This is a genomic window from Streptomyces hamibioticus (assembly GCF_047946815.1).
GTDB lineage: Bacteria > Actinomycetota > Actinomycetes > Streptomycetales > Streptomycetaceae > Streptomyces.
Genome location: NZ_JBKKQY010000001.1, coordinates 1419802 through 1440353, shown reverse-complemented (window position 1 = coordinate 1440353; position 20552 = coordinate 1419802). Strand labels below are relative to the sequence as shown.

17 protein-coding genes are annotated in these 20552 nt (G+C 74.2%); 14 read left to right on the top strand and 3 right to left on the bottom strand.

The genetic code is table 11. From position 1 onward, the window contains the following. Positions 1-68 precede the first annotated feature (68 nt). Positions 69-773: an SDR family oxidoreductase gene (locus ACLGIH_RS06530; protein ID WP_416524253.1), complete on the bottom strand. Its 705-nt coding sequence runs from the start codon at positions 771-773 to the stop codon at positions 69-71. Between the two features lie 242 nt (positions 774-1015). On the opposite strand from ACLGIH_RS06530, the gene ACLGIH_RS06525 reads away from it, so the two are divergent. Both ACLGIH_RS06525 and ACLGIH_RS06520 read left to right on the top strand, forming a co-directional pair. Beyond that, positions 1016-1642, top strand: coding sequence for a dihydrofolate reductase family protein (locus ACLGIH_RS06525; protein ID WP_416524252.1), 627 nt, complete (start codon positions 1016-1018; stop codon positions 1640-1642). Positions 1643-1782: 140 nt separating this feature from the next. After that, positions 1783-2187: a guanyl-specific ribonuclease gene (locus ACLGIH_RS06520; protein WP_416524251.1), complete on the top strand. Its 405-nt coding sequence runs from the start codon at positions 1783-1785 to the stop codon at positions 2185-2187. Between the two features lie 321 nt (positions 2188-2508). Here ACLGIH_RS06520 and ACLGIH_RS06515 read toward each other — a convergent pair whose 3' ends face one another. Then, positions 2509-3531, bottom strand: coding sequence for a Gfo/Idh/MocA family protein (locus ACLGIH_RS06515; protein ID WP_416524250.1), 1023 nt, complete (start codon positions 3529-3531; stop codon positions 2509-2511). A 128-nt stretch (positions 3532-3659) separates the two neighbouring features. Between ACLGIH_RS06515 and ACLGIH_RS06510 the strand changes: the two genes are divergently transcribed. The 8 genes from ACLGIH_RS06510 (at position 3660) to ACLGIH_RS06475 (ending at position 14816) form a co-directional block, all read left to right on the top strand. Next, positions 3660-4397 carry a GntR family transcriptional regulator gene (locus ACLGIH_RS06510; RefSeq protein WP_416529308.1) on the top strand — a complete coding sequence of 246 codons (738 nt, stop codon included), beginning with the start codon at positions 3660-3662 and terminating at the stop codon, positions 4395-4397. A gap of 183 nt (positions 4398-4580) precedes the next feature. Continuing rightward, complete coding sequence (locus ACLGIH_RS06505) at positions 4581-5582, top strand: sugar ABC transporter substrate-binding protein (protein WP_416524249.1); 1002 nt, start codon at positions 4581-4583, stop codon at positions 5580-5582. Beyond that, the gene (locus ACLGIH_RS06500) at positions 5579-6667 is read left to right on the top strand and encodes an ABC transporter permease (RefSeq protein ID WP_416524248.1); all 1089 of its coding nucleotides are present in this window, start codon (positions 5579-5581) and stop codon (positions 6665-6667) included. The genes ACLGIH_RS06505 and ACLGIH_RS06500 overlap by 4 nt, the downstream gene beginning before the upstream one ends. Continuing rightward, positions 6664-7527: an ATP-binding cassette domain-containing protein gene (locus ACLGIH_RS06495; RefSeq protein WP_416524247.1), complete on the top strand. Its 864-nt coding sequence runs from the start codon at positions 6664-6666 to the stop codon at positions 7525-7527. The genes ACLGIH_RS06500 and ACLGIH_RS06495 overlap by 4 nt, the downstream gene beginning before the upstream one ends. A 91-nt stretch (positions 7528-7618) precedes the next feature. Beyond that, complete coding sequence (locus ACLGIH_RS06490) at positions 7619-8767, top strand: ROK family glucokinase (RefSeq protein ID WP_416524246.1); 1149 nt, start codon at positions 7619-7621, stop codon at positions 8765-8767. Beyond that, the gene (locus tag ACLGIH_RS06485; RefSeq protein ID WP_416524245.1) at positions 8764-9345 is read left to right on the top strand and encodes a sugar kinase; all 582 of its coding nucleotides are present in this window, start codon (positions 8764-8766) and stop codon (positions 9343-9345) included. The genes ACLGIH_RS06490 and ACLGIH_RS06485 overlap by 4 nt, the downstream gene beginning before the upstream one ends. Positions 9346-9441: 96 nt before the next feature. Further along, on the top strand, positions 9442-12315 hold the full coding sequence (locus tag ACLGIH_RS06480) for a DEAD/DEAH box helicase (protein ID WP_416524244.1): 2874 nt from the start codon (positions 9442-9444) through the stop codon (positions 12313-12315). A gap of 329 nt (positions 12316-12644) precedes the next feature. Beyond that, positions 12645-14816 (top strand): SWIM zinc finger family protein, encoded by a 2172-nt coding sequence (locus tag ACLGIH_RS06475; protein WP_416529307.1) that lies wholly within the window; start codon positions 12645-12647, stop codon positions 14814-14816. Positions 14817-14887: 71 nt separating this feature from the next. Here ACLGIH_RS06475 and ACLGIH_RS06470 read toward each other — a convergent pair whose 3' ends face one another. Next, complete coding sequence (locus tag ACLGIH_RS06470) at positions 14888-15781, bottom strand: MBL fold metallo-hydrolase (protein WP_416524243.1); 894 nt, start codon at positions 15779-15781, stop codon at positions 14888-14890. A 328-nt stretch (positions 15782-16109) separates the two neighbouring features. Between ACLGIH_RS06470 and ACLGIH_RS06465 the strand changes: the two genes are divergently transcribed. The 4 genes from ACLGIH_RS06465 (at position 16110) to ACLGIH_RS06450 (ending at position 20549) form a co-directional block, all read left to right on the top strand. Continuing rightward, positions 16110-17672: a GMC family oxidoreductase gene (locus tag ACLGIH_RS06465; RefSeq protein ID WP_416524242.1), complete on the top strand. Its 1563-nt coding sequence runs from the start codon at positions 16110-16112 to the stop codon at positions 17670-17672. A gap of 324 nt (positions 17673-17996) precedes the next feature. Continuing rightward, on the top strand, positions 17997-18347 hold the full coding sequence (locus tag ACLGIH_RS06460) for an NADH-quinone oxidoreductase subunit A (protein ID WP_416524241.1): 351 nt from the start codon (positions 17997-17999) through the stop codon (positions 18345-18347). Continuing rightward, complete coding sequence (locus tag ACLGIH_RS06455) at positions 18338-19627, top strand: hypothetical protein (protein WP_416524240.1); 1290 nt, start codon at positions 18338-18340, stop codon at positions 19625-19627. The genes ACLGIH_RS06460 and ACLGIH_RS06455 overlap by 10 nt, the downstream gene beginning before the upstream one ends. Further along, positions 19620-20549: an NADH-quinone oxidoreductase subunit H gene (locus ACLGIH_RS06450; protein WP_416524239.1), complete on the top strand. Its 930-nt coding sequence runs from the start codon at positions 19620-19622 to the stop codon at positions 20547-20549. The genes ACLGIH_RS06455 and ACLGIH_RS06450 overlap by 8 nt, the downstream gene beginning before the upstream one ends. Positions 20550-20552 lie beyond the last annotated feature (3 nt).

Sequence of the window (20552 nt, the reverse complement as noted above, 5' to 3'; positions counted from 1 at the left end):
GAACCCGTGGGGCGCGCCCGGCCTGGACAGCACCGGCGCGCCCCACGCGCATCACCCCGGCCCGCGGATCACGCCGCGTGGCCGCCGTCCACCGCGAACTCCGCCCCGGTGACGTACGTGGCCGACGCCAGGTACGCGACCGTCGACGCCACCTCGTCGGCCGTGCCGAAGCGGCCCAGTGCGGTCAGTGCCGCCTGGCCGTCCGCGCAGGGGCCGTCCGCCGGGTTCATGTCGGTGTCCACCGGACCGGGGTGGACCAGATTCGCCGTGATGCCCCGGGGCCCCAGCTTCCTCGCCAGCGCCTTGGTCAGCCCGGCCAGCGCCGACTTGCTCATCGCGTACAGCGTTCCGCCGGGGCCCGGCACCCGCTGTGCCATGCAGCTGCCGATGGTGATGATCCGCCCGCCCGCGGCCATGCGGGACGCGGCGGCCTGCGAGGTCAGGAAGACGCCCCGCACATTGACGGCCAGCACCCGGTCCAGGTCGGCGACCGAGATGCCGTCCATGGGGCCGAGCAGCCCGACGCCCCCGTTGTTCACCAGCACGTCGAGTCCGCCGAGCGCGTCCCCCGCCCGCTCGACGGCCCCCGTGGCCTCCGTCGCGTCGGCCAGGTCGGCGCGCAGTGCCACCGCCCGGCGCCCGAGCCGCTCCACCGCCCCTACGACGTCCTCGGCGCCGTCCTTGCCGTGCACATAGGTCACGGCCACGTCCGCGCCCTCCCGCGCCGGCCGCAGCGCCGTCGCGGCACCGATGCCGCGGCTGCCGCCGGTCACCAGGGCCGCCTTGCCGTGCAGGTTTCCCGAAACGTTCGTCGTCGTGTGCCTCCATCCCAGCGGCCCGCCGGCCGGCGCACCGGCGGCGAACGGACGTCGACCTGGAGCGCGACCGCTGAGCTGCGGCATGGCGCACGACCGCTGAGCGGCGGTATGGCGCGCGACCGATGAGTTGCGCCCGCCACAGGGGTCTGAGCTGATGACCGCAGAACCTCCGGGCACCGAAAGGCAGGGCACCCGCCATGGGCAAGCTCGTCGTCACCACCTTCGTCTCCCTCGACGGCGTCCACCAGGCCCCGGGCGGCCCCAACGAGGACACCCGCGACGGCTTCGACCAGGGCGGCTGGGTCGTCCCGCACATCGACGACGACTTCGGCCGGTTCGTCGACGGGGTCTTCTCCCGGGTGGGCGCCTTCCTCCTCGGCCGCCGGACGTACGACATCTTCGCCGCCCACTGGCCGAAGGTGACCGACCCCGGCGACCCGGTCGCCGGGAAGCTGAACGGCCTGCCGAAGTACGTCGTCTCCAGCACCCTCACCGACCCCGGCTGGGCCGGCACCACCGTGATCGCCGGCGACCTCGCCAAGGAGGTCACCGCCCTCAAGGAGCGCACCGACGGCGAACTCCAGGTGCACGGCAGCGGGGCCCTGGCGCGGTCCCTGTTCGCGCTCGGCCTCGTCGACACCCTCCATCTGCTGACCTTCCCGGTCGTCCTCGGCGCCGGCCGCCGCCTGTTCGCCGAGGGCTGCGCACCGACCGCCTTCCGGCACACGGGCGGCAGCGTCACGGGTGCGGGGGTGACCATCCAGTCGTACGACTTCTCCGGCCGCCCCGAGTACGGGTCCCTCGAGCTTCCGGAGAACGCCTAGCCCGGGCCCCGGCCGCACGGCCCCGCCCCGGACGGAGATCCGAGGCAGGGCGCGGTGGGTGAATGCCGTGAAAATTCGGGGGGCTTGACGGGCGAATCCTCGGTGTTGTCATTGACATGCCATTCTCTACGCGCGTCATCATGACTTCATGCGATTCCCCCCCACGCGCCGCCCGGACCGGCGCCGCAGCCGCACTCCTGTCCGCCCTCCTCGTGGGCGGCACCGTCTCCGCGACCCCGGCAGGTGCCGCCGTCTCCGCGGTCGGCGACATCTGCTACAGCGCCCTGCCCGCACAGGCGCACGACACCCTGGACCTCATTGAGCAGGGCGGCCCCTACCCCTTCGAACAGGACGGGACCGTCTTCCAGAACCGGGAGGGGCTGCTGCCCGGTCAGCCGACCGGCTACTACCACGAGTACACCGTGATCACGCCCGGCTCCGAGACCCGCGGTGCCCGCCGCATCGTCACCGGCGAGGAGCACCGGGAGGACTACTACACCGCCGACCACTACGCCTCGTTCGACCTGGTCGACCACGGCTGCTGACCCCGGGGGCCGGAAGCCCGGCGCCGTACCCGGCGGTGCCCGGCCGGCGGGCGCTCGGCCGGACGGTGCTTCAATCGGGCTTCCGGCTCTCGGCGGCGGCGAAGAGCGCGCCGCCCAGCGCGAGCAGCGCGACGCTCGCTGGTCCACGACGCGGGGCTGCTGGAGGAACCCGACGGCCGGCGACGGGATGCGATAGCGACCCGAGGAGCCCGGCCGCGCAGCCGGGCCGCCCGCGTCTCCGGGTGCCGGGGGGGCACAAGGGCGCGCTCGCGCCGCCCGGCCCCACCCACCGCCCCGGAGCCGGCTCCGTCCGCCCGCCGCTCACCCGAGGGCGGACTCCGCCGCCCCCGGGATCTCCGACAGCCGCACCGGCCTGCGCTCGCGCCGGGACACCTCGCACGCCTCGGCGATGCGCAGGGCCCGCAGCGCCTCGCGGCCGTCGCACGGGTTGGCCCGCTCGCCGCGCACGACCTCGACGAACGCCGACAGTTCGGCCTCGTAGGCGGGGCCGAAGCGTTCCACGAACCCGGTCCACGGCTTGTCCGCGGCCGGCGGCCCGGTCGGCTCGGTGGAGGCGATCGGCGTACGGTCGTCCAGGCCGACGACGATCTGGTCCCGCTCCCCGGCCAGTTCCATGCGCACGTCGTACCCCGCCCCGTTCAGCCGGGTCGCCGTCACCGTCGCCAGCGTGCAGTCGTCCAGGGTCAGCAGCGCCGCGCCCGTGTCGACGTCGTCCGCCGCCCGGAACACCGGCGGCCCGGCATCGGACCCGGCGGCGTACACGTCGACGACCTCGTGCCCGGTCACCCAGCGCAGCGCGTCGAAGTCGTGGATCAGCGTGTCCCGGTACAGCCCGCCGGACAGGGGGAGGTACTCCGCCGGCGGCGGCTCCTGGTCGCTCGTCACCGCCCGCACGGTGTGCAGCCGCCCGAGCCGCCCGGACCGTACCGCCTCCCTCGCCCCCGTGTAGCCGGGGTCGAAGCGGCGCTGGAAACCCATCTGCAGGACCGTCCCGGCCGCCTCCACCTCGGCGATCGCCTGGAGCGTGCCGGGCAGGTCGGGGGCGATGGGCTTCTCGCAGAACACCGGCAGCCCCGAGCGGGCGGCCCGGCCGATCAGATCGGCGTGCGCCGACGTCGCCGTCGTGATCACCACGGCGTCCACGCCCCACCGGAAGATCTCGTCCACCCCCGGAGCGGCCGTCTCGCCCAGCCGCTGGGCCAGCTCCTGGGCGCGCGCGACATCGGCGTCCGTGAGGATCAGGGACCCGACGTCGCGATGGCGGCTGAGCGTGTTCGCGTGCACGGCGCCGATCCGGCCCGTACCGATGACCCCGATGCGCATGGAATCAAGGTGAGCCACCACCCGCACCCTGTCAATTCGTATGTCCGGACAACCGAACTACACGACTTCCCGTCAACAGCGCACGGAGCTACGCTCGGGCCGTGCCGAAACCAGACGTGGACCCGACCGTGGCGCTCGACCTCAGTGTGGACCGGAGCAGCCCGGTGCCGTTGTACTTCCAGCTGTCGCAGCAGCTCGAGGCGGCGATCGAGCGCGGCGAGCTGACCCCCGGCAGCCTGCTGGGCAACGAGATCGAGCTGGCCGCGCGGCTCGGCCTGTCCCGTCCCACCGTGCGCCAGGCCATTCAGTCGCTGGTCGACAAGGGCCTGCTGGTGCGCCGCCGCGGTGTCGGGACCCAGGTCGTGCACAGCCAGGTCAAGCGCCCGCTGGAGCTGAGCAGCCTCTACGACGACCTGGAGGCGGCGGGCCAGCGCCCGGCCACGAAGGTGCTGGTCAACACCGTGGTCCCGGCGAGCGCCGAGGTCGCCGCCGCACTGGGCGTGGCCGAGGGGAGCGACGTGCACCGGGTGGAGCGGCTGCGGCTCGCGCACGGGGAGCCGATGGCGTACCTCTGCAACTTCCTGCCGCCCGGTCTGATCGACCTCGACACCGAGCAGCTGCAGGCCACCGGCCTGTACCGGATGATGCGCACCGCCGGGATCACCCTGCACAGCGCCCGTCAGTCCATCGGTGCCCGCGCCGCCGCCGCGGCGGAGGCCGAGCGGCTCGGCGAGGAGGAGGGCGCCCCGCTGCTGACCATGCAGCGCACCACCTTCGACGACACCGGCCGCGCGGTCGAGTTCGGCACGCACACCTACCGGCCGTCCCGCTACTCCTTCGAGTTCCAGCTGCTCGTCCGGTCCTGACGGCGGCCCGCGGGACGGCCCCGAGGACCCGCGTCCGGGCCGGTCATGTCCGGACAACCTGACGGGCATGTGCCGACCGGTTGTGCGCCGTCCCGTCGTCATGACGGAGAATGTGACGTTTGGGGCCGGTGAGTCATCCCGGCCCGCGCGTACGACAGAGCACGGCAAGAAGGGCACGGCCTCGTGGCACGGTTTCGGACCTGGGTAGGCATCGCGCTGGCAGGGGCGTTGTCGCTCTCCCTGGCCGCATGCAGCAGCACCGGCGGCAAACGCGCCGAGGACGCCCGCAAGGCGGCGGCCCAAGGCGGGGCGGCGGTGGACACGCCCCGCTGGACCTTCGCGATGATCACCCACTCGGGCGACGGTGACACCTTCTGGGACATCGTCCAGAGCGGCGCCGAGCAGGCCGCCCTCAAGGACAACGTCAACTTCCTGTACTCCCACGACGACGAGGCCCAGCAGCAGGCGCAGCTCGTGGACGCGGCCGTGGACAAGAAGGTCGACGGCATCATCGTCACGCTCGCCAAGCCGGACGCCATGAAGTCCGCCGTGGCCCGCGCGGTGAAGGCCGGCATCCCGGTGATCACGGTGAACTCCGGCTCGGCCGAGTCCAAGGAGTTCGGTGCGCTCACCCACATCGGCCAGGACGAGACCATCGCCGGTCAGGCCGTCGGCGAGGAGCTGAACGAGCGGGGCCGCAAGAAGGCGGTCTGCGTCCTGCACGAACAGGGCAACGTGGGCCACGAGCAGCGCTGCGACGGCGTCGAGGACCGCTTCGACGGCAAGGTGGAGCGGCTCTACGTCAACGGCACCAGCATGCCGGACGTGCAGTCCGCCCTGGAGGCCGAGTTGCAGACCGACCGGTCCGTGGACGCGGTGGTCACGCTCGGCGCCCCGTACGCCGACATCGCCGTCAGGGCCAAGCGGAGCGCGGGCAGCGACGCCGAGATCGACACCTTCGACCTGAACGCCAAGGTGGCCGCCGGCCTCAAGGACGGCACCCTCGGCTTCGCCGTCGACCAGCAGCCCTACCTCCAGGGGTACGAGGCGGTCGACCTGCTGTGGCTCTACAAGTACAACGCGGACGTCCTCGGCGGCGGCCGCCCGGTGCTCACCGGGCCGCAGATCATCACGAAGGCCGACGCCGCCGCGCTCGAGGACTACACGAATCGGGGCACGCGATGAGCACCACCCCGGCCGCCGAGCCGCATGCCGAGCCTCGTGCCGAGAACGCGGACGCAAAGGCCGAGACCGCGGACGAAAGGATTCTGCAGACGTCGACGCCGCGAAGACTCCTCGGCCGCCCCGAACTCGGCTCGGTCGTCGGCGCGATCGCCGTCTTCCTCTTCTTCGCCCTGGCCGCCGACAGCTTCCTGCGCGCCTCCAGCCTCAGCACGGTCCTGTACGCAGCCTCCACCATCGGCATCATGGCCGTCCCGGTGGCGCTGCTGATGATCGGCGGCGAGTTCGACCTGTCCGCCGGTGTCATGGTCACCTCGTCGGCCCTGCTGTCATCGATGTTCAGCTACCAGATGACCGCCAACGTCTGGGTCGGTGTGGGCGTCTCCCTCCTGGTGACGCTGGCGATCGGCGCGTTCAATGGCTTCATGCTGGCCCGCACCAGGCTGCCGAGCTTCATCATCACGCTCGGCACCTTCCTGATGCTGACCGGCATGAACCTGGGCTTCACCAAGTTGATCGGCGGCACCGTCTCCACCAAGACGATCGCCGACATGGAGGGCTTCCCGAGCGCCCGCGCCGTCTTCGCCTCGACGCTCACCGTCGGCGGCGTCGGCGTCAAGGTCACCATCCTGTGGTGGCTGGCCCTGGTCGCCGTCGCCAGCTGGATCCTGCTGCGCACCCGTGCCGGCAACTGGATCTTCGCGGTGGGCGGCAACAAGGACGCGGCCCGCGCGGTCGGTGTCCCGGTCGGCCGGACCAAGACCGGCCTGTACATGGGCGTGGCCCTCGGTGCCTGGATCGCCGGCCAGCACCTGCTCTTCTCGTACGAGGTCGTCCAGTCCGGCGAGGGCGTCGGCAACGAGCTGATCTACATCATCGCCGCAGTCATCGGCGGCTGTCTGATCACCGGCGGCTACGGCAGCGCGGTCGGCTCGGCGGTCGGCGCACTCATCTTCGGCATGACCAGCAAGGGCATCGTCTTCGCCGAGTGGGACCCCGACTGGTTCAAGTTCTTCCTCGGAGCCATGCTGCTCCTGGCGACCCTGCTCAACGCCTGGGTCCGCAAGCGCGCGGAGGCCACGAAATGACGCATGCGCAGACGCAGACGCAGACCCAGACGCAGATCCAGCCACGGACGCGGACCACCGCACGCACGCCGCTCGTCGGACTGTCGGGCGTCGGCAAGCGCTACGGCAACGTCCGCGCCCTCGACGGTGTCTCGCTGGAGGTCCATGCCGGTGAGATCACCTGTGTGCTCGGCGACAACGGCGCCGGCAAGTCCACCCTCATCAAGATCATCGCGGGCCTGCACCAGCACGACGCCGGCACCCTGGCCATCGAGGGCGAGGACACCCGCCTCGCCTCCCCGCGCGAGGCCCTCGACCGCGGCATCGCCACGGTCTACCAGGACCTGGCCGTCGTCCCCCTGATGCCGGTCTGGCGCAACTTCTTCCTCGGCTCCGAGCCGCGCAAGGGCACCGGCCCCTTCCAGCGCATGGACGTCGACCTCATGCGCCGGACCACCCGCGCGGAACTCCTCCGCATGGGCATCGACCTGCGCGACGTCGACCAGCCCATCGGCACCCTCTCCGGCGGCGAACGCCAGTGCGTGGCCATCGCCCGCGCGGTGTACTTCGGTGCCAAGGTGCTGATCCTCGACGAACCGACGGCGGCACTGGGCGTGAAGCAGTCCGGCGTGGTCCTCAAATATGTGGCGGCGGCACGGGACCAGGGCCTGGGCGTTGTCTTGATCACCCACAACCCGCACCACGCGTATCTGGTGGGGGACAAGTTCGTGCTCCTGAAAAGGGGGACGATGGTGGGGAACCACACACGGGACGAGATCACCCTGGACGAGCTGACCCGCCAGATGGCGGGCGGCAACGAGCTGGACGATCTACGCCGCGAACTGCAGCGTCGCCGGGGGCACGGGGGACCCCGCGAGTAACCACGGTGGACCGGCACCCGGCAATGATCCGCACCACCTCGCCGCTCGGCCGTTCGGCACCCGCAGGTACCGTGCGGCAGAATCGCACCCAATGAGCACCTACCGCGACCTCACCGCCCCCATCGGCTCCCGCCGGGCCACGGTCCTGCGCACCGTCGGCACGAGGGAACGCCGCTCCCACCTGACGGCACCCCGCGTGCCCACGGTCGGCATCGACATCGGTGGCACGAAAGTGATGGCGGGCGTCGTCGACGCCGACGGCAACATCCTGGAGAAGGTCCGCACGGAGACGCCGGACAAGTCCAAGAGCCCCAAGGTCGTCGAGGACACGATCGTGGAACTGGTGCTGGACCTGTCCGACCGGCACGACGTGCACGCCGTCGGCATCGGCGCCGCCGGCTGGGTCGACGCCGACCGCAACCGGGTCCTGTTCGCCCCCCACCTGTCCTGGCGCAACGAACCCCTCAGAGACCGCATCTCCGGCCGGCTCTCCGTGCCCGTCCTGGTGGACAACGACGCCAACACCGCGGCCTGGGCCGAGTGGCGCTTCGGCGCCGGCCGCGGCGAGGACCACCTCGTCATGATCACCCTCGGCACCGGCATCGGCGGGGCCATCCTCCAGGACGGCCAGGTCAAGCGGGGCAAGTACGGCGTCGCCGGCGAGTTCGGCCACATGCAGGTCGTGCCCGGCGGCCACCGCTGCCCGTGCGGCAACCGCGGCTGCTGGGAGCAGTACAGCTCCGGGAACGCCCTGGTCCGGGAGGCGCGCGAACTGGCCGCCGCGGACTCGCCGGTGGCGTACGGGCTCATCGAGCACGTCAAGGGCCAGATCTCCGACATCACCGGCCCGGTGATCACCGAGCTGGCCCGCGAGGGCGACGCCATGTGCGTCGAACTGCTCCAGGACATCGGCCAGTGGCTCGGCGTCGGCATCGCCAACCTCGCCGCTGCCCTCGACCCGTCCTGCTTCGTGATCGGCGGCGGCGTCAGCGCCGCCGACGACCTGCTGATCGGCCCCGCCCGGGACGCCTTCAGACGCCATCTCACCGGCCGCGGCTACCGCCCCGAGGCCCGTGTCGTCCGCGCTCAGCTGGGCCCCGAGGCCGGCATGGTCGGCGCCGCCGACCTCGCCCGCCTGGTCGCCCGCCGCTTCCGCCGCGCCAAGCGCCGCCGGGTGGAGCGGTACGAGCGCTACGAGCGGTATGCCGAGGTCCTCCGCACCACCCGGGAGACGTTGTGACCGCCACCTTCCCGCACCAGGCCGAGCCGCCGGACGAGCCCGGGCGCCCGGTCGAGGACCGCCGCCACGTCGTCCGCCGCCGGGCGCTCACCCTGCTCATCATCGTGCTGCTCATCGGCATCCCGGCCGGCTACCTGGTGATCTCCGCCGAGCAGAGCCGCGCCAGCGGCCGGGACAAGGAGGAGAAGTACTCGGCGACCGGCATGACCGCCGGCTGGCCGTCGAAGCTGCAACGCCGCCTGTACGAGGTGCCGGTCCCGCACCCCGCCTGGCACGTGGCGTACTACGAGACGAACAACTGGAAGACCAGCCGCCTCTACGTCCAGTTCGAGACCTCCCGCGTCGGCCTGGACGCCTTCCTCTCGGGGGTCGGCGTCGACCGGGGCGAGCTGAAGCGGGGCGAGATCCCCATCAGCGACCGGGCCCAGCGCGTCACCGACTGGCACTTCGGCGGGGACGGCGTGTGGTGGGGCGTCTCCCACGAGCAGCAGAACCCCGCGCCGAGCCGGGACATCGTCGTCGACATGGCCGACCCCGACTATCCGATGGTCTACGTCGTCTCGCGCACCGTTCCCTGACCGGTGCCCGGACCGCCGCCGGGGCCGGTTGTCAGACCCCGCCCGTAGAGTCGGAGACGATCGGTCCGACGAAGGGGGCGGGAGGTGACAGGACGTATGAGCGACGGTGCCGCGGTGGCGGAGCGCGGCAGGGCGCCGGAGGAGGCCGCGCGGGCGGTGCCGGCCCGGCTGGCAGCCGTCTTCCTGCCGGCCCCTCTCCCGCGCGAGGGCCGCCTCGCCTTCTGGGACCCCGAGTCGGACGCCCCGCCGCCCGCCGCCGACACCGACCTCACCGTCGTCCGACGGCACGGTCCGGGCGTACGACGCCGGACGGCCCCCGCGCTGACCCTCCCGCTCGACGAGGCACTGCCCCTGCTGGTGCGCGCCCGGCATGATCCGGCCGCCCACCCCGCCACCGCCTGCTGGGGCGCCGCCGCCCTGCACGCCCTGCGGCTCGCCGCGCGGGGCCGGCTGCTGCCCGGCGTGACCGCCGGCGGACACGACGCCTGGCGGGCCGGCCCGCTCGACCCCGACGACATGGCCCACCTGCGGGCGGTGGCCGCCGCCCTGCCCCCCGAAGGGCACGCGGTCCCGCTGGACGGCCCGGGCCCGATCCGGCTCCCCGAACCACGTGCGCTGATCCGCTCCTTCCTGGACGCCGTCGCGGACACCCTGCCCCGCACCCCGGCGGCGCCCCACGCCTCCGGCCGCCCCTTCGCCGCCCGCCCGGCCCAGCGCCTGCCCGAGGAGGCACACGACTGGGCCGCCGAGGTCGCCGCGGGCATGGACGCGGGCGTGCGGATCTCGCTCCGCCTGGACCTGGCGGCCCACGACCTGTTCGACGGCGGGCCGGAGGCCGAAGGCGGCGGCCGGCGCGCGGGCGCGGCGGTCCTCCAGGTGCACAGCCTCGCCGACCCCACCCTGGTGGCCGACGTCGCGGACCTCTGGTCGGGCGCGGCCGACCCGGCGTTCGGCCCACGCGCGCGCGTCGACACCGCCCTCGCGGTGCGCCGGGCGGCCCGCGTCTGGCCGCCGCTGGACCGGCTCGCCGCGCAGGACACACCCGATGTGCTGGCCCTGTCCGAGGACGAGCTGACCGACCTGCTGGGCGTGGCGGCAACCCGGCTCGCCGCCGCCGGCGTCGCCGTGCACTGGCCCCGCGACCTGGCCCAGGACCTCACCGCGAGCGCCGTGGTCCGGCCCGCGCCCGGCTCCGCGACCGACGGCACCGGCTTCTTCGAGGGCGAGGAACTGCTCCGGTTCCACTGGCAGCTGGCGCTCGGCGGCGAGCCGCTCACCGAGGCCGAGATGGACGCGCTCGCCGAGGCCCACCGCCCCGTCGTCCGGCTGCGCGACCGGTGGGTGCTGGTCGACCCTGCCCTGGTGCGCCGGGCCCGCAAACGGGACCTCGGCCTCATGGACCCGGTCGACGCGCTGAGCGTCGCCCTCACCGGCACCGCCGAGGTGGACGGCGAGACGGTCGAGGCGGTGCCGGTCGGCGCGCTGGCGGCGCTCCGCGACCGGCTCACCGCCGGCCCGGGCACCGCCGAGCCGCCCCCGGGCCTGCACGCGACCCTGCGCGACTACCAGCTGCGCGGCCTGGCCTGGCTGGACCTGATGACCTCGCTCGGCCTGGGCGGCTGCCTCGCCGACGACATGGGCCTCGGCAAGACCGTCACCGTCATCGCGCTGCACCTGAAGCGGGCGCGCAGCGAACCCACCCTCGTGGTCTGCCCGGCCTCCCTGCTGGGCAACTGGCAGCGGGAGATCAACCGCTTCGCGCCCGGCGTCCCCGTCCGCCGCTTCCACGGCCCCGACCGCACCCTTCAGGACCTGACCGGCGGCTTCGTCCTCACCACATACGGCACCATGCGGTCGGCGGCGCCGACACTGGCCGGGCAGCGCTGGGGCATGGTCGTCGCCGACGAGGCCCAGCACGTCAAGAATCCCTACTCGGCGACGGCCAAGGCGCTGCGCACCATCCCCGCCCCCGCACGCGTCGCCCTGACCGGCACCCCCGTGGAGAACAACCTCTCCGAGCTGTGGGCGCTGCTGGACTGGACGACCCCGGGCCTCCTCGGCCCCCTGAAGTCCTTCCGCGCCCGGCACGCGCGCGCCGTGGAGAACGGCGAGGACGAGGAGGCGGTGCGGCGGCTGTCCCGCCTGGTCCGCCCCTTCCTGCTGCGCCGCCGCAAGTCCGACCCGGGCATCGTCCCCGAGCTGCCGCCGAAGACCGAGACGGACCACCCGGTGCCGCTCACCCGGGAACAGGCCGCGCTGTACGAGGCGGTGGTGCGCGAGTCGATGCTCGCGATCGAGACGTCCGGGGGCATGGCCCGCCGGGGCCTGGTCCTCAAGCTCCTGACCTCCCTGAAGCAGATCTGCGACCACCCCGCGCTGTTCCTGAAGGAGGAGCACTCAGGACTCCCGCGGGGTGCGGGCGGTGACGACCGGCTCACCGCCCGGTCCGGCAAACTGGCCCTGCTGGACGAGCTGTTGGACACGGTGCTCGCCGAGGACGGCTCGGCCCTGGTCTTCACGCAGTACGTCGGCATGGCCCGGATCGTCGCCGCCCATCTCGCCGCCCGCGCGGTCCCGGTCGACCTGCTGCACGGCGGTACACCGGTGCCGGAGCGCGAGCGCATGGTGGACCGCTTCCAGAGCGGTGCGACGCCGGTGCTGATCCTCTCCCTGAAGGCGGCCGGCACCGGCCTCAACCTCACCCGCGCCGGCCATGTCGTCCACTTCGACCGCTGGTGGAACCCGGCCGTCGAGGAGCAGGCCACCGACCGCGCCTACCGCATCGGCCAGACGCAGCCGGTGCAGGTCCACCGCCTCATCACCGAGGGCACGGTCGAGGACCGCATCGCCGAGATGCTCCAGGCCAAGCGGGCCCTGGCCGACGCCGTCCTCGGCTCCGGCGAGTCGGCCCTCACGGAACTGACCGACCGTGAGCTGTCCGACCTGGTGTCCCTGCGGAGGCCGACATGAGCCCACGCCCCGCCGACGAGGCCCGCCGCGCCCTGCGCGCCGCCCGGGGACGAGCCGACGCCGAACCCGCAGGCGCCGACCGGCCGACGGAACCGGCCGAGGAGCGCACGGAACAGCCGGCCCCCCGCCCCGCGGACGCCGTCCGCGCGGCCCTGCGCCGCGGGCTGACCACCGGGCGGACGGCGGGGGAGCCGGGGGAGGACGAGAGCCGAGGCACAGCGGACGAGGTCCCCGGCATCGCGGACGTGGCTTCCGGCACGACGGGCGTGGCTTCCGGCACGACGGGCGTGGCTTCCGGCACCACAAACGAGGCCTCCGGCACTACGGACGTGCCGCCCCCGCCGACCGGCACCGCGACGGCCGGCGACCGCGGCGCCCCGGCCGGATCCGCCGCACCCCGGCCGGACGACGCCCTCGCCGGCCGTACGACGCGGACCCCCTCGGCGGACGGGCCGCCCGGTGAGTCCGACCGTCGCGCCGCCCGCCCCGGTGACGTGGCGCGGGAGGCGCTGCGGGCGGCTCGCCGCCGGGCGCGCGCGACGCACACGGACGCCCCGGATCCGGCAACCGACGCCACAGAGCACCCTGCCCGCGCCGCCCGCTCCACCGGCCCGGCCTCCCGGCCCGCGCCCGCCCACCGCCCCCGGACGGACGGCCCCCGCACCCCGGACGCCCGTGCCCGCGCCCTGCGCGAGATGCTCACGGACGCGTTCCGGCTGCCCCCCGACCCGGACGCGGCCCCGACGACTCACCGTGCGCCCGACGGGGCTGACGCCCCGAACGCCGCCTCGGCTCACCGTGCTCCGGACCGAGGTGCCGAGCCGGAATCCCGCTCGGCGGCTCATCGCGCTCCGCACCAGGGTGAGGCCCCGCGCACCGCCCCGCCCCACCGCGCTGCGGACCGTGGCGACGGCGCGGACACCGCCTCCACGGCTCACCGTGCTCCTGACCGGGACGGGGCCCCGGACACCGCCTTCACGACTCACCGTGCTCCCGACCGGGACGGGGCCCCGGACACCGCCTTCACGACTCACCGTGCTCCCGACCGGGACGGGGCCCCGGACACCGCCTCGACTCACCGCACGCCCTACCGGGGCGATGGCCCGGACACGGCCTCCGTGAGTCACCCCGCTCCCGGCCGGGGCGATGAACCGGACTCCGTCGGCGCGACCGCCGGTGCCGCTCAGCAGGGCAGGGCCCCCGCCGCACCGCGGACCCCGCGTTCCATGGCCGCCCCGGGACGCGACGGCGAGCTGCGCCGTACCTTTCCGGCCTTTCCGTCCCGGACGGCGGCCGGCGAGGAACTCGCCGAGACCTGGTGGGGCAACGCCTGGGTCACCGCGCTGGAGGACGGCGCGCTGGACCCCGAACGGCTGGCCCGCGGCCGGGGATACGCCGAGCGGGGACACGTCGACGCCATCACCGTGACCCCCGGCCTGGTCCTCGCCTACGTACAGGGCAGCCGCCCCCGGCCGTACCGCGTGCAGGTCCGGCTGCGCACGCTCGACGACGCCGACTGGGAGCGGTTCCTGGACGCCGCCGCCGAGCGGCCCGGACACATCGCCGCCCTCCTCGACAAGGAACTCCCGCACTCGCTCGCCCACTGCGGCGTCCCCCTGCTGCCCGGCCCCGGTGACCTCGCTCCCCGGTGCAGTTGCCCCGACTCCGGTCACCCCTGCAAGCACGCCGCCGCCCTCTGCTACCAGACGGCACGCCTGCTCGACGCCGACCCCTTCGTCCTGCTCCTGCTGCGCGGCCGCGGCGAACGCGAACTGCTCGACGCGCTCTCCCGGTTGAGCGCCGCCCGCGCGGCCCGCGCCGCCGCCCAGGACCGGCCGTCGGCGCAGTTGCCCGGCGTCCGGGCGAGCGACACCCTGGCCGCCGCCGAGTCCGGCCCGCTCCCGCCCCTGCCGCCGCCGTTGCCCGCACCGCCGCACCCCGAGCAGCCGCCCGCCCATCCGGGCGCCCCCGGCGGCCCCGACGCCTTCGTGCTGGACCAGCTGGCCACCGACGCCGCCGCCCGCGCCCACGCGATGCTCACCACGGGGCGCGACCCGGTCGGCGGGCTCACCCTGTGGCAGGACGCCGTCCGCCTGGCCGCCGCCCGCCCCGGCTCCGGGCTCACCGCCGGCTCCCGCGCCCTGTACGCCGCCCTCGCCACGGCCACCGGCCGCAGCACGGCCGACCTGGCGCGCGCGGTGGCCGCCTGGCGCCAGGGAGGTCCGGCGGGGCTCGCCGTCCTGGAGGAGGCGTGGGACCCGCCGGCCGGCCGGTTCGACCGTGCCCGCCCCCTGCTGCTGGCCGCCGACCTGCCCGCGTTCCGCCCCTGGCGCAACCGCCTCACCCACCCCCAGGGCCACGTCCAGCTCCGCCTCGGCCGGGACGGCCTGTGGTACGCCTACGAGTCCGAACCGGGCCGCGAGGACTGGTGGCCCCGCGGCACTCCCGACCTGGACCCGGTCGGCGCCCTCACCGGCCTCGGCACACCGGGCGACCTCTGACGGTCCGGCACCGGCCGCCACACCGGCGGGCGGGGGCGGCGGGGGGCCGGGGGACGGCTGCGGCCGGCCTGCTAGGCCGCGCGGAACCGCCCCCGCTCCTCGTCGACGACCAGCCCCGCCCTCTTCAACCGGTCGAGGTGCTGCACCGCCGTCCTGCGCTCCACCGGTCCGACGTGCGGCCCTTCGACGTGCGGCCGGTAGACCAGCCGGTGCTCGACGATCTCCTCCACCGTGTGCGGCTCGCCGAGGAACTCGAGGAGCGCCGCCTCCCGCTTCTCCACCACGCCGGCGAAGGCGTCCAGTCGCCGCCGGAACTCCGCGGCGCCCTCGATCACGCCCTTCTGGTGAGCGGTGCCGTACCAGCGGGCGTCGATGTCCCGGCACCGGCGCATCGACGCCTCGAAGTCCGTGAGGCTGCTGCCGACGTCGCCGTAGTAGGGACCGAACGAGGTCAGGTCGATGTCCGCGACGAACAGGAAGCCGTCCGGCTCCACCAGGAAGCCGCTGTGGCCCGCGGTGTGGCCGGGGAGGTGCACGACGGTCACGGTGCGTCCGCCGAGGTCGAACACGGCGCCGTCCCCGAAGCCCGCCGCGTCGGGACGTCCCCGCACATGGAAGTGGTCCCGCATCTCCTCGTCGACTTCGCCGACCGTCTCCGGCGGAAGGCCGTACCCGGCGACCAGCGCCGCGCGGGACCGCAGCGCGTGCAGGTCGCCCTCGTGGACGTGAACCGGAACGTCGTCGTAGCTGCCCAGACCGGCGATGTGGTCCTCGTGGGCGTGACTCACGAGGACCGCGTCCGCGGGTGGCGCGGCGTCGGCGAGAGACAGCGACGGATCCACGACCAGCGATGCCGCCGAACCGTGGATGAGCAGCGAATTGCTGTACGGGTAGGCCCCGGACCGCGCGCCGACCAGCACGCCGACCCCGCCGTACTGTGCTGTGGTGTACCCCTCGGTGCCCATATGCCCGGCTCCCCAGCCCTTCCGTCCGTCGCCCTTCCGCCCGGCGCCCGTCCACACGGCCCCGCCCCCTCGCACCCGGCACGGAGGTTCGGCCCGAGACTGGAACGGATACCAGTTCGAACTCGACTCCGGCAACCGCGCCCCGCCGCGGAGGCGTGGTACTCCGACGGACATATCTTGCGGACATGTCCTGAACCAGCCCGATCGCCTTGGCCGGACGCCTGGCCTGCCCGATTCTGGTGCGGGGCGGCACGGAGGCAGATCCATCGGTCCGTCGGTCCGTCAGGTGAACCCGCGCTACAGGCACCTCCGATCAAAGGGGATGGGAATGAGCACGTACGACTCCGTCATCGTCGGCGCCGGATCCGCAGGCTGCGTCCTGGCGGCACGCCTGTCGGAAGACCCCGCGGCGCGCGTGGCGCTGATCGAGGCCGGCGGCCCCGACACCGCACCGGAGATCCACATTCCGGCCGCCTTCCCCCAGTTGTTCAAGTCCGGCCTCGACTGGGACCTCGACTCCGACCCGGAGCCGGGGCTCGGCGGGCGGCGGGCCTATCTGCCCCGGGGCAAGGTGTTCGGCGGTTGCAGCTCGATCAACGCGATGATCTACATCCGCGGCAACCGCGCCGACTACGACGGCTGGGCCGCGGCCGGGGCGACCGGCTGGGGCTACGCCGACGTGCTGCCGTACTTCAAGCGCTCCGAGGACAACGAGCGCGGCGAGGACGACCACCACGGTGCGGGCGGGCCGTTGACGGTCAGTGACGGCAGGTCCGGCCACCCGCTCGCCTCGGCCTTCGTCCAGGCCGCCGTGCAGGCCGGGCACAAGCCGAACGACGACTTCAACGGCGAGACGCAGTTCGGCGTCGGGCCCTACCAGCTCACCCAGCGCGGCGGCATGCGCTGCAGCACGGCCGTCGCCTATCTGCACCCCGCGCTCGCCCGGCCGAACCTCACCGTGCTCTCCTCCGCCCGCGCCCACCGTGTGGTGATCGAGGCGGGCCGGGCGGCGGGAGTGGAGGTGGACCACGGCGGCACCGTCGAGGTGGTCCGCGCCGAGCGCGAGGTGATCCTGTCCGCGGGCGCCTACGAGTCACCGAAGCTGCTGATGCTGTCCGGGATCGGGCCCGCCGCCGTGCTGTCCGCCTTCGGCATCGACGTCGTACGCGAACTGCCGGTCGGTCTGGGCCTGCAGGACCACTACATGACGCTGCTGAACTTCCGTACCGACGCCGAGTCGCTGATCGGCGCGGCGAGCCCGGAGAACGCCGCGCTGCTGCAGAGCGAGGGCCGCGGCCCGCTGACCTCCAACCTGGGGGAGGTGGGCGGCTTCTTCCGCAGCCGCGACCGTCTGGACGCCCCCGACCTCCAGTTCCACGCCGCTCCCGTGCTCTTCCACCAGGAGGGCCTCGGCGCCGCCACCGAGCACGGCTTCGCCTTCGGCCCCTGCGTGCTCGCCCCCGCCGCCCGGGGCGCGGTGACCCTGCGCTCCGTACGCCCGGACGTCGCGCCCCGGATCGTGCACAACTACCTGATGGCGCCCGAGGACCGGGACGCGATCGTCGCCGGCATCCGCATCGCCCTGGAGATCGCGGCGCAGCCGGCGGTGGCCGACCTCGTGACGGGGCCGTACGGCGACGCGCCGGCGGCCTCCGACTCCGACGCGGACCTGCTCGCCTGGGCGCAGCGGTCCGGCCAGACCCTGTACCACCCGACCTCGACCTGCGCCATCGGGTCGGTCGTCGACCCCGAGCTGCGCGTGTTCGACGTGACGGGCCTGCGGGTCGTCGACGCCTCGGTCTTCCCGACGGTGCCGCGCGGCAACACCAACGCGCCCACGATCATGGCCGCGGAGAAGGCGGCCGACCTCATCAGGGGAGCCGGGGTCTGACCGGTCAGTACTCCGCGCCGGTCGTCACCGCTCGGCGGACGTCTCTCCGGGTCGGTGAGCGGTTGCGGGGTTTCGGTGTGCGGCCGAGGTGATACAGGTCAACGGTGCTCTCGGCGCCCGGCGAAGCGATCGCGGCCACGGCGTTCCCCGGTGTTGCCGTCGGCGGCGGTGAGCCTGCTCATCGGCCGGCGGGGGAGTGAGGGCGGGCCGAGAGGGGTACCGGGGCGGCCCGTGGAGCGGTCGTAGGAAGGGACACGGCATGGTTGAGCGGCGCGGAGGTCCGGGGATGCTGCCGCTGCCGTATCGCTCGGCCGGGGGAGTGGCGTGAACGGGTTCACCGCCGCGCTCGCCCTGCTCGGCATCGTGCTGGCCGCCGCGGGTTCGGTCTACGGCGTGGCCTGGTTCGTCCGGGTGACGTCCACTCCACTGGACGCCCGGCCGTTCACCTCCGGACTCGAACCGGCCGAGCACGCCGTGAGCCGGTTTCATGTGCGCTGGTACCCGGTGACGATGCTCTTCCTCGCCTTCGACATGGAGATGGTCTTCATGTATCCGTGGACCCGGATCATCTCCGCGATGGGGCCGAGTGCCGTGATCGAGATGTTCACCTTCCTGGCGGTGCTGCTGGTCGGGGTCGTCTACGCCTGGCGGGAAGGCGCGTTCCGATGGACCTGACGGCCACCGTGCTGCGCAGGGCGGCCACCCGCCCGCGTGTGCTGCCGGTGGTGATGCCCGGCGGTGTGGCGGCGCGGCTGGCCGTCGAGCGGGAGTTGCGTGCCCGGGACCTGCCGTCGGCGCTGACGCCGGCCGAGGCCGACGTCCTGCTCGTCGTGGGGCCGCCCTGCCCCGGCCTCGATGAGGCGGTCGGCCGGCTGTGGCGGGACGTGCCGGCGCCGCGGACCAGAGTGCTCGCGCAGCGGGCCGAGGACGTGGCCGGGGCCATCGAGGCGGGGTGCGCAGAGCTGGCTGACCCCGCCCGCCAGCGAGCTGACGCCGCATCCGCTCCCGTCGGCGTCGGCGGTGGCGGTGGCAGTGGCGATGGCGACCGCCACGAAACCGAGGACCACGAAAAGCACGCCGACCACGACGGTCACGGCGCCCACGGTGACCACGGCGGTCACGGCAACCACGGCGGTCACGGTCACGGCGACGACATGGAGATGCCGGGCGGGCTGCCGATGGCCGAGCAGGGCCCCGACCGCGACGGCCTGACCCTCGATCAGCTGCACGTCCCGCTCGGACCGCTCCTCGCCGACTGGCCCTCCGGCCTGACGCTCCGCCTCACCTTGCAGGGCGATGTCGTCCAGGAGGCACACGCCGAGACGACGCTGCCCCCCGGCGCGACGGCTGTGACGTCCTTCTGGTCGGAGCCGTGGGACCGCGCGGCCGCGGGCGAACGGGTGACCGTCGGCGCGGCGGCCCGGCGGCGCGCGGCGGCCCGTCTGGACAGCCTGGGCCGGTTCCTTTCCGTGGCCGGATGGCCCGCGCAGGCCACGGCCGCGCGGCGGCTGCGCGACGACCTCCTCGCCGGTGCGGCGGCGGACGCCGTTGTTCCGCGGGCGCGGCGGCTGGCCCGGCGGGTCGGACGGTCGCGCACCCTGTACTGGCTGACCCAGGGCATCGGGCGCCTCCCGGCCGCCGAGGCGGCGGCCGCCGGTGCGGGCGGACCCGCGGCACGCGCAGACGGGGACGTGCCCGCCCGGTACCGGCTCTGGCTCGACGGCGTGCTGGACGACCTGGCCGGTCTGGAGGACACCTCGACGCTGGATCCGAGCCGCGAGGAGGGGCCGCGCGGCCGGCTGGACGGGCCGCGCCCGCCGTCGGCCGGTCTCGTCGAGGTGCTGCCGCGGCTGCTGGAGGGCGCGGAGCTGGCGGCCGCGCGGCTCATCGTGGCGAGCCTCGACCCGGACACCGAGGAACTGGCGGCCCGTGCGGGGGAGGCGGCCCGTGGTTGAGGCCGCACCCTGGTGGGCGCTGCTGGTCGCCCCCGCGCTGCTGCTGGTCCTCGCGGTCCTCGCGGTCGCGGGCGACGCCCTGCTGACCGCCGGTGAGGCCGGGCGCCCGGTCGGCGCGTCCGCGGCCGTGCGTCCCCTGCTGGAGGTGCCCCGGCTGCTGATCGCCCAGCCCCGCCGGACACCGGCTTCCGACGTCCTGCTGTGGCGCCTGGGCGTGCTCCTCGTGCCGGTGGCGGCGGTGCTGGCCGTGCTGGTGGTTCCGTTCGGGCACCACGTGGTCGCCGACCTGGAGGTCGGCGTGGTGTGGTTCAACGCCATGGAGGTGCTGACCTGGGGCGGGCTGTGGCTGGCCGGCTGGGGTCCGAACGCCGCCTTCGGCCTGATCGGCGGCTATCGCTTCGTGGCCCAGGGACTGGCCTACGAGCTGCCGCTGATGTTCGCCCTGATCTCCGCCGCCACCGGGGCGGAGTCCCTGAGCGTCGGTGACATCGTCGCCGCGCAGGACGGCTTGTGGTTCGCGGTGTGGATGCCGGTCGCCTTCGTCGTCTACCTGGCGAGCGTGCTGGCGTTCAGCTTCCTCGGCCCGTTCGGCCACCCGGCCGGCCGGGACATCGCGGGCGGCGTCCTCGGCGAGGTCTGCGGCGCCGACCGGCTGATGCTGCAGGCGGGCCGCTGGCTGCTGCTGGCCGCGGGCGCTGCCATGGCGGTGCCGCTGTTCCTGGGCGGCGGCGCCGGGCCGGGACTGCCGGCCTGGGCCTGGTCGCTGCTCAAGACCCTCGCCGTGCTCGGGCTGCTGGTCTGGGCGCGGCGGCGGGTGCCGACCGTACGCGCCGACAGGTACGTGGAGTTCGCCTGGCTCGTACTGCTTCCGCTCACCATCGTGCAGGCGCTCGTTCCGGCGCTTGTCGTGCTCAACCGGTAGGAG